The sequence below is a fragment of the Halomonas shantousis genome (assembly GCF_054654615.1).
In genome coordinates this window covers 154,831-161,224 of the sequence record NZ_BAAIER010000001.1, presented here as the reverse complement: position 1 = coordinate 161,224, position 6,394 = coordinate 154,831, and the positions used below count along the sequence as shown (strand labels likewise).

Below are 6,394 nucleotides of genomic sequence, written 5' to 3'. Positions count from 1 at the left end.
TACCTCTGGTGTTCCGGTTGTGATGCCAATCGCATTGCCGGGTAGCTATGTACGGACGGGATAACCGCTGAAAGCATCTAAGCGGGAAGCCCCCTTCAAGATGAGACTTCCCTGGGGCCTCGCGCCCCCTGAAGGGCCCAGCAAGACCAGCTGGTTGATAGGCACGGTGTGGAAGCGCAGCAATGCGTTGAGCTAACGTGTACTAATGGCCCGTGAGGCTTGACCATATAACCCCAAGGGGTCTGAGGTCACCTCGACAATTGCCGGATACCAGAGACGTATCGCGGTCAGCAGATCCATGTTGCGTCGTCGCGCGGCGGGCCGGAAGGCCTCGCGGGACGACACCAGTTACGCCTGACGACCATAGCGTGCGGGAACCACCTGACCCCATGCCGAACTCAGCAGTGAAACCGCTCAGCGCCGATGGTAGTGTGGGGTCTCCCCATGCGAGAGTAGGTCATCGTCAGGCACCTATACCGTACCCCAGCTTCGAAAGAAGCTGGGGTATTTTATTGGTGTGGATGAAAGCCAGGGATCTCCTCATGGAGAGTCCCGGAACGCCGGCCGAGTCATCGTCAGGCACCTCTTCGAACCCCCTGTCCCCACGGACAGGGGGTTTTTGCGTTGGCCGGCCGTCAGCCTTCCGACCGGTTCCCGGCGGCCGCAGAGGCGCCCGGCGGAAACCGGGCTCATGCCCGGAAGGGGCGAGCCTAACGGCACAGCGCCTCCAGCGCCTCGATCAGGCTGGCCATCTCGTCATCGGTGCCGATCGTGATGCGCAGGAAATCGCGCAGGCTCGCGGTGTTGAAGTGCCTGACCAGAATGCCGCGTTCGCGCAGGCCGGCAAATATCTCGCCGGCCTCGACGGGATCGGTGTTGTCGCAGATGATGTCGAGTATGTGACATCCATCTCCCTATATTTCTCCTAATATCCGCTACTGCTCTGATCTCGCTATCCCGCTATATTTATCTGTAGTAACAAAAAGTTTTGGGGGGCAGAAGATGCAAAAGGTACTGATCGTAACTGGGGGAAGCCGCGGTATAGGCGCTGCAATGGCAAGATTGGGGGCTACTGCAGGGTATCGTGTCTGTCTCAGTTATCGTGGCAATGAAGAGGCGGCCAAGGCTGTCGTCGAGGATATTGCTCGAGCCGGCGGAACCGCCATTGCCGTGCCCGCCGATGTGGGTAAGGAAGCCGACGTACTTCGCCTCTTCGAAGCAGTGGATGAACAGTTAGGGCCTGTCACTGCACTGGTCAATAATGCCGGCATTCTCGAGCCACAGATGCGTGTCGTGGACATGACCGCCGACCGGCTCGCTCGGATTCTTGCCGTCAATGTCGCCGGTAGTATTCTTTGCGCTCGCGAAGCGATTCGCCGCATGTCGACTGCCAAGGGTGGCCAAGGTGGAGCTATCGTCAACTTATCTTCGGTGGCGGCCCGCTTGGGTGCACCCAATGAATATGTCGATTACGCAGCGACTAAAGGAGCCATTGATACATTCACACTGGGATTGGCAAAGGAAGTTGCAGCTGAAGGAATTCGTGTCAACGCGGTCAGACCCGGAATCATCTATACGGATATCCATGCCAGCGGTGGCGAACCTGACCGTGTCGAACGGCTGAAAGAGACGGTTCCCATGCAGCGGGGCGGCCAAGTTGAAGAGGTCGCCAGAGCAATTCTCTGGCTGTTATCCGAGGAAGCCTCTTATAGCACTGGCGCCGTTATTGATGTCACTGGGGGGCGTTGATGTACTGATGAGCAACTGGTGTGGCTGGAGGTCCTTTCCGCATACCGAAGTGTTCATGCACTTCTTGTCTTCATGACAAGACTGGCCGGGCCATCCATCGCCTTCTGATACTGATTGCAGCCGTTTTGGTGGTGAGCCTAGCTGAGAAATCGATGAGAATAGTGCTCTGTTACAAAAAATGTCACGCTTTGTTCACTCCTCTTTTACCAGTAAACAATCCTTTCCAATCATTGGCTTAGGAGTGAAATCTGGGCTCATTTCCCTTTTTCAGCGTATCTGATTGTTATCAATCGGTTAAAAAAGACTAGATTTTTCACAATTATGCCTCAGAATGCAGCTCATAACAGGTGTCGCAGGCTGTCTCGACACCTAGGTCCAAGCCAGTCGAAACCTGTCTTGTCCCTCATAACGCTGTCTTAGGGTATAGAAATGATTGACAATCTTCTTGACGATATTCGTGACATCAACCTCTCATACTTGCTGCTCGTCCAGCGACTGCTGAGCGAGGACCGCGTCACTGCGATGTTCCGTTTGAAGATCAGTGAGTCGATGGCAGATCTGTTGGAGTCGCTCTCCGTCAAGCAACTGAGCCAACTGGCGCGTACCAATCAGATGCTTTGCCGTCTCTGCTTCGACGATGTAAGCCAGCTGCAGAGGTTGGTTAACAATCCCAAGGAGCAGGGCCTGGGACAGACACATGCGGCGCTGCTCATGGCTAGCGATCAGGTCGTTCCGATGGCCGCTGCAGTCAATTCCGGGAACAGGATATAAGTCATGGCAGAGAAGAGCCTTGTCAGTGAAATGATGCAGGTCCAGCTGGCCATCGAACTGATCGAGCTCGGTGCCCGCCTGCAGGTGCTGGAAACCGAGACAGACCTGAGCCGTGGACGGCTGATCAAGCTTTACAAGGAGATTCGGGGCATGTCACCGCCCAAGGGCATGCTGCCGTTCTCCACCGACTGGTACATGACCTGGTTGCCGAACATCCATTCGTCGCTGTTCTACAACATCTATCGCAGCCTGAATGAAGAGCTTGGTTGCGAGCGAATGGAAGCCTTCGTCAAGGCGTTCAGGCTCTATCTGGAGCAGGTGGCTCTGGACGATGCCGAGCCGGTACTGGGTCTGACACGTGCCTGGACACTGGTACGTTTCTTCGAAAGCAACCTGCTGCAGCTGTCCCAGTGCAAAAGCTGCAAAGGGCATCTTATCGCTCATGCACATAGCCCGACTGCACATTTTGTGTGCGGCATCTGCCAGCCTCCTTCTCGTGCCGGGAAAACCGCCAGGATGCGTGAGCGGAAACAGCAAGCTGAGGCCGTATCAGCACCATCGATAGCCATGGTCAGAACTGCTTGATGTGGTACGACGGGTGAGGCTGGTGTCCAAGGATATTGTCATCAGTCTCATCCCTGTCTGTCTTCAATCTACTCTCCGGCCTCATCGGCCTCTTGATCGGCACCTATCAAGTGAACGTAGCGAATATTACCCGGGTTACGCATGGCTTCCTGCAGCTGAGCCACTTGCTCCGAGTTGAATTGGCTGATATGAGCATATCTTCCGGCAATACTGTCGGGCACTGACAGGATGGGCCTACCTTCCGCATTGACTTTCTCTTCTCTCCCGCTGACTAGGCCAATGACCTCTGCATCACGCACTTCCCAGCAGGCGACCTTATGCACCAACGCGCCACCCTGCGGGCCTTTCTGAATCAGATACCATCCATCGGAGGAGGGGATGACTGAATTGCTCATGGTTGTCCTTCGCCTGTAGGTTGAAGAGCCAATACAAAAAGAAAGATTCCGTCAGCGCTGTCCTCGTCTCGTTCATACGAAATTCTCGAGCGGGTGCACCTTGTCACCTCAAAAAAAACATAGCTCAGAGTCCTGGCTAGAGCACGACGCGCGACAAGGGGCGCTGCTCTGCACGACAGCCCATGACAGAGCTTTCAGACAAGCCCTCCTGGTATGTCGCCTCTACGCATCTTCATCTTCTGATGGCGGGAATATCACGTCGAAGCCGCGAGCATCAAGCTGCCGGATAGCAATGGGGCAGCCTCGGGCGTCCAGGTCCACCAGGCCGACTCCCGGTCCGTTCCATAATCGCTCACCTGCACTACCCCGGTCGGGGTCCCGCGGATGGATGGCCATGGGACGGCGCTTGGTGAACCAGTTGAGGGGAGACTTCGGCGCGTACAACCATCGGTTGGCCCTATCAAGCCAATTCAGCAGCGTGTCCGGAAAGGCGTTCTTGAAACCGCTGGATGTGATCTGCCATAGGCGCGGCCCTTCGCGCCGAGTCCTGATGCGAATGTCATAAACGAAAGAGTAGTGTACGTCGCCGGAAAGAATCACATAGTGACCCGGCGTACGGGAATGGCGAAAAATATTGAGCATCACGTTAGCGGTACCACGGTGCGCCATCCAGTTCTCGGCATCCACCATCAGGGATCTCCCTGTTAGGGTGAACAGCCGCTGGATAACCTCGATCAGTTTAACTCCGAACATGGGAGCCGGTGAGACGATTACCACTGAGGTGGCTCCCAGGATCTGCTGCTGAAGTTCCGACAGGGCTTCCCAGTCCATCAGCCCGGACGGCTTGCTGGGGCTTCGCTCGCTACGCCAGCGCCGTGTACGGGTATCGAGTACGATCAGAAGAGGGGAACCCGGCACTTGATACTCCCACCCTTCGAAGCGAAGCAACCGGCGAATCACCGCTTCATGCTGGTTGGCCGGCAGCCAGCCTGCCTGCTGGGCGGCATTTTCCAGCAGGTGGGCCGTGTCCTCCATAGGCTCAGCGACACGATCCGGATCATTTCCCCACGCTTGGCATAGCAGATAAGCGAGTAGAGCATTGCCGATCACCCTGCGTGAGAAGGGATGGCCGTAGGCGGCCTGCTCCCACTCAGCGGTCAAGTTCCAGTCATCGGTGATGTCATGGTCATCGAAGATCATCAGAGTCGGGAGGTGCGCTAGCAGCCGGGAGGCGGCAGGCAGCCCTTCGACGAAATCTTCCAAGACCTTCTTCTCGGCATCAAAGCGGCGGGAGTCGTCTTCACCCAAGCGGGGCCTTGTCATCTCGACGAGCTGCCAGGGAGTCGGTGACCACACCAGAAGATACATGGCAATCACTTCGCCAAACGAAATGAGATGGTTGTCGGCATTGTCAGAGGTGAAAACCGGCTTGCGAACGCCGCCAAAAAAACGGTCGCGTAGCACTGCAGTGCCCCGGACATCGGGTAGAAGAGACTGGCGGGCATAGTAATGTGCGTCAGTCCCGTGCAGCGCTGAGCTCTCGGCAATTGTGGCGCCCTCGAAAGACTCGTCGAAAAGGCCCAGACACCGGATGAGCTCATGAATGGCTACCAGCATGGGGCCCGCGACATCGTCCGCATAGACTTGATCACCCGTCATCAGCATCCAGGCAGGCCACTGCTCCGGTTGGTCATGGCGTTCGGCAAGCCACGTATCTGCACGTACGAGACCGTCTGGCCCGTCGTAGTGGGGGCGACGACAGGAACCATGCATCAGGCGGTGATGGCTTTCGGCTATTGCAAAGGCCGGCAATGAGGCGCCTTCATACAGCAGATGCGGCGCCCACTCGCGAATGCCGCGCTCGCTTTGTGTATCGATGAGTCGCAGGTCATATTCGATGCGCACACCGGTCGGCAAGGGAGTGGCCAGTGTCACGTCGATCAAGTGAAGCCAGGCATGCTGTCCTGCCGGCAATCGGCGCAGCCGTTTATCATTCAGCACCAGCCGGCGAGGCGATTGTCCGGCTGGAAACAGCTGCAGTTTCATGTCGAGCGGATGCGAACCAACCAACCACAACAACAACCGATTGGCGGTAACGCGCCGAAGCATTGGGCCAGCCAGGACGTCAGGGAGTGAATCCGAGCTGCTGAGCGAAGACGGCATCGTGCTCCTTGTTTCGTGCCTCCGGGGCGTCAAAGCATGTTTCCTTGGTAGAGCAGGGGGCAGCACAGACAAGGAGGGTCTGCCCAGACGGCAAGGGTAGCAGCGACACCCAAGCGTGTCAGAACGGGCAAACCATACCCAACCGCTGGTTTCTCCTGGGGTACGATGTGGAATGCTCGATGGAACATTTCTGAACCCTGGCCGGGGATGAGCGTTGGTCGTCGATCCGGTCAGCGATATACGGTAAATCCTCGACCAGGAGGGAAGGCCAGGCAACGCAGCACCGCTGTGATATTACCGTCATATTGAAAAGATAGGATGGCGGCTGAGTTCCTACCGCCCTGTCTGGAGCGGATGCGTGGAAAAAATTATCGGAGGCCTGGAGCATGAGAACCTTAACGAAGCGTGAATTGATGAGCCTATTATCGGATCTGCCTGACAGTGCCGAAATCACCATCAGCGTGGATGAACGAGAGCTCAGAAAGTCGCTACAGGCAACCGGTGTGCATCACCTGGGATTGTCCTGTAAACATAAGATTGAAGAGGACGGTATAACTCTCATGGCACTGGGCGGTTGGGAGCCGGAGGGCCTGCGTGGCGCAATGTGCGAGGTTTGCCGTCTGGTTCAGCCTTCAACACAAGCCACTTGCAAGAATTGTGGCAGTATCCGACTCACAGTCTTTCCTCGGCGTATGAACTTCTCCAGCGAGGCGTATGGCGTCGCCAGGTAC

Annotated in this window: 5 protein-coding genes, 2 rRNA genes and 1 pseudogene; 5 read left to right on the top strand and 3 right to left on the bottom strand. The window is 56.6% G+C overall.

Features of this window, described 5'->3' with window-relative positions; genetic code table 11:
• Both ACYQ12_RS00690 and rrf read left to right on the top strand, forming a co-directional pair.
• Nucleotides 1-227 (top strand): 23S ribosomal RNA (locus ACYQ12_RS00690); the annotation flags it as partial.
• Between the two features lie 126 nt (nt 228-353).
• Nucleotides 354-469: ribosomal RNA gene (rrf, locus tag ACYQ12_RS00685) — 5S ribosomal RNA — on the top strand.
• Between the two features lie 241 nt (nt 470-710).
• Here rrf and ACYQ12_RS00680 read toward each other — a convergent pair.
• A pseudogene (locus ACYQ12_RS00680) lies at nt 711-863 on the bottom strand (histidinol-phosphate transaminase); the annotation flags it as partial.
• A 139-nt stretch (nt 864-1,002) separates the two neighbouring features.
• Here ACYQ12_RS00680 and ACYQ12_RS00675 point away from each other — a divergent pair.
• The 3 genes from ACYQ12_RS00675 (at nt 1,003) to flhC (ending at nt 3,105) form a co-directional block, all read left to right on the top strand.
• Nucleotides 1,003-1,749, top strand: coding sequence for an SDR family oxidoreductase (locus ACYQ12_RS00675; protein WP_459866197.1), 747 nt, complete (start codon nt 1,003-1,005; stop codon nt 1,747-1,749).
• 429 nt (nt 1,750-2,178) lie between these two features.
• Nucleotides 2,179-2,520: a flagellar transcriptional regulator FlhD gene (gene flhD / locus ACYQ12_RS00670; RefSeq protein WP_459866194.1), complete on the top strand. Its 342-nt coding sequence runs from the start codon at nt 2,179-2,181 to the stop codon at nt 2,518-2,520.
• Between the two features lie 3 nt (nt 2,521-2,523).
• Entirely contained in the window at nt 2,524-3,105 is a 582-nt protein-coding gene (flhC, locus tag ACYQ12_RS00665; protein ID WP_459866191.1) for a flagellar transcriptional regulator FlhC, read from the top strand.
• A gap of 68 nt (nt 3,106-3,173) precedes the next feature.
• On the opposite strand, the gene ACYQ12_RS00660 is transcribed toward flhC, so the two are convergent.
• Together ACYQ12_RS00660 and ACYQ12_RS00655 are read right to left on the bottom strand one after the other, a co-directional pair.
• A complete protein-coding gene (locus tag ACYQ12_RS00660; protein ID WP_459866188.1) occupies nt 3,174-3,500 on the bottom strand; it encodes a hypothetical protein in 327 nt (108 codons plus the stop codon).
• Nucleotides 3,501-3,722: 222 nt separating this feature from the next.
• Nucleotides 3,723-5,663: a metallophosphoesterase family protein gene (locus ACYQ12_RS00655; protein WP_459866185.1), complete on the bottom strand. Its 1,941-nt coding sequence runs from the start codon at nt 5,661-5,663 to the stop codon at nt 3,723-3,725.
• Between the last annotated feature and the right edge of the window lie 731 nt (nt 5,664-6,394).

What these genes read in the sequence shown, in the direction of transcription:
- ACYQ12_RS00655 (WP_459866185.1), bottom strand. Translation starts at nt 5,663, where the DNA reads ATGCCGTCTTCGCTCAGCAGCTCGGATTCACTCCCTGACGTCCTGGCT.
- ACYQ12_RS00660 (WP_459866188.1), bottom strand. Translation starts at nt 3,500, where the DNA reads ATGAGCAATTCAGTCATCCCCTCCTCCGATGGATGGTATCTGATTCAG.
- flhC (WP_459866191.1), top strand. Translation starts at nt 2,524, where the DNA reads ATGGCAGAGAAGAGCCTTGTCAGTGAAATGATGCAGGTCCAGCTGGCC.
- ACYQ12_RS00675 (WP_459866197.1), top strand. Translation starts at nt 1,003, where the DNA reads ATGCAAAAGGTACTGATCGTAACTGGGGGAAGCCGCGGTATAGGCGCT.
- flhD (WP_459866194.1), top strand. Translation starts at nt 2,179, where the DNA reads ATGATTGACAATCTTCTTGACGATATTCGTGACATCAACCTCTCATAC.